Raw genomic sequence first — 2241 nt, 5'->3', positions numbered from 1 at the left:
GGCTAGCACCTGCTCGATCAGCGCCTCGTGCGTGAGTTCGCCGCGGGCGATGCGCGCGCGCAGCGCGCCGATGGTGGAGTCGTTCTGTGTTGTCATGAAGGAGGAGAGGGCGTTCAGGCGATCACGGGCAGGACGCGCACCGCATAGCGGTGGACGATGCGCCGCTGCAGGCGCGCGTCATGCAACTCGATTTCCATCTGCGCAGCGGGGCGGATGGCCTCGCCGCGCGCGTTGGGCAGCGCCGCCAGTGTGCCGCAGGTCATGAAAAGTCCCTCGGGATCCTTGCCAAGACCCGGCAGGCCGTCGCGCAGCGCGGCCAGCGGGCGGATCGCGGCCAGGGTGCCGCGCTGGTAGTCGACCCAGCGGCCGTCCTCGAGGATGCGCGAGCGCAACTCGATGGCGTCCTGGTGCGCTTCCACGTCGAGCCAGCGCCAGGCCGAGCCAGCCAGCGGCTTGGCGCACATCTGCTTGGAGACGGCGACCGAATAGCTCTCGACCTGGCGGTCGGTGTGGTCCGAGGCCACGCCGAGCCACCACTCGCCTTGCGAGAAGAACAGCAGCGGTTCGGCCTCGCCCGAGCTCTGGTCGCCGAGCGCCTCGATCTCGGAAGACTGCGTGAGCAGCAGCGAGGCCATGCGGTAGTACAGCGGCACGCTCGAGGGGCGCGGCACGCCGAGCGCGGCCAGCTCCTCGATGTGGTGCTCGATGGCGGCGCTGTCGCGGCCGGTCCAGCCGGCCACCACCAGCGCGCTGGGCGCGACGGCGTGCAGCGCGCTGCTGCGGGTGCCGTCCTCGGCGATGCTTTCGCAGGCGATGTGCAGGGTGTTGCGCGTCATCGCTTCAGGCCTCCAGCGGTTCGTGCGCGGTCTCGCGCGCCACCAGCAGCGCGACCAGCGTGAGGCACAGCGCGCCGGTCACGTAGAGCGAGACCGCGAGCGTGCTGCCGTAGGACTTGAACAGGCTGGCGATGATCAGCGGCGCGAAGCCGCCGCCGAGGATGCCGGCCAGCGTGTAGGCCAGCGAGGAGCCCGCATAGCGCACGCGGTTCGGGAACTGCTCGGTCACGAAGGCGGCCTGCGGGCCGTACATCATGGCGTGGATCACGAGGCCGACCACCACGGCGGCGCAGATCGCGAGCGGCTTGGCGCTGTCCATCAGCACGAAGAACACGAAGGCCCAGACGATGCCGCAGAGCGCGCCGATGATGTAGACGGGACGGCGGCCGATGCGGTCCGACAGGCTGCCGAACCAGGGCACCGAGATCGCGTTGCAGGCCGCGCCGATCATGGTCGCGGTCAGCGCCAGCGGCCGCGACAGGTGCAGCACGGTGGTCACGTAGGTGAGGGTGAACACCACCACCAGCGCATAGAGCACGTCGGAGCCGATGCGCGAGCCGCCGGCCACCAGCAGGCGGCGCCAGTGCTGGCCCAGCACTTCCTTGATCGGGGTCTTGGCGGTCTCCTGCTTCTGCTCCATCTCGCGGAACACCGGCGTTTCCTCGACGCCGCGGCGCAGCCACAGGCCGAACAGCACCAGCGCCACGCTCGAGACGAAGGGGATGCGCCAGCCCCAGGACTGGAAGTCCTCGGGGCTGAGCCAGGCCGACACGGCGGCGATGAAGCCGGTGCCGATCAGCGTGCCGGCCGAGGGGCCGACCTGCGTGAACGAGGCGTTGCGGCCGCGTTCGTTCGGCTTGCCGTGCTCCATCGACAGCAGCACCGCGCCGGCCCATTCGCCGCCGAGCGCCACGCCCTGCACGAAGCGCAGCGCGACCAGCGCCACCGGTGCCCAGATGCCCCAGCTCGCGTAGGTCGGCAGCAGGCCCATGAGGCCGGTCGACACGCCCATGATCACCAGCGTGGCGACCAGCACGAAGCGCCGGCCGAGCCGGTCGCCGAGGTGGCCGAAGACGACGCCGCCGAGCGGGCGCGAGATGTAGCCGACCGCGTAGGTCGAGAAGGCGAGGATGGTGCCGGTCAGCGGATCGAAGGAGGGGAAGAAGATCGCGTTGAAGACCAGCGCCGCCATGATGTTGTAGACGGTGAAGTCGTACCACTCGAGCGTGGTGCCGATGGAGCTGGCCATCGCGAGGCGGCCCATCTTGGCGGGCTTGGCGCCGTGCGCGGCGGACGCGGCCGGGAGAGCGTGTTCGGTCATGAGGATCCTGGAATGAGGAAGAAGGTGAAGGAGGCGGTCGGTCAGGCCAGTTCGCCGGCGTGCAGCTTCCAGCCGAGCGCGAGC

Annotated in this window: 2 protein-coding genes; both read right to left on the bottom strand. The window is 70.1% G+C overall.

Annotated elements, in window-relative coordinates:
* Positions 1-113: 113 nt before the first annotated feature.
* Entirely contained in the window at positions 114-836 is a 723-nt protein-coding gene (locus tag AC27VN_RS39390) for a DUF2848 domain-containing protein (protein WP_490880204.1), read from the bottom strand.
* Positions 837-840: 4 nt separating this feature from the next.
* Positions 841-2157, bottom strand: a complete 1317-nt coding sequence (locus tag AC27VN_RS39385; protein WP_093348525.1) for an MFS transporter — start codon at positions 2155-2157, stop codon at positions 841-843.
* Between the last annotated feature and the right edge of the window lie 84 nt (positions 2158-2241).

The sequence above is a fragment of the Variovorax sp. 20P10.2.4 genome, assembly GCF_058244205.1.
This window is presented reverse-complemented; position numbering and strand designations above follow the sequence as displayed.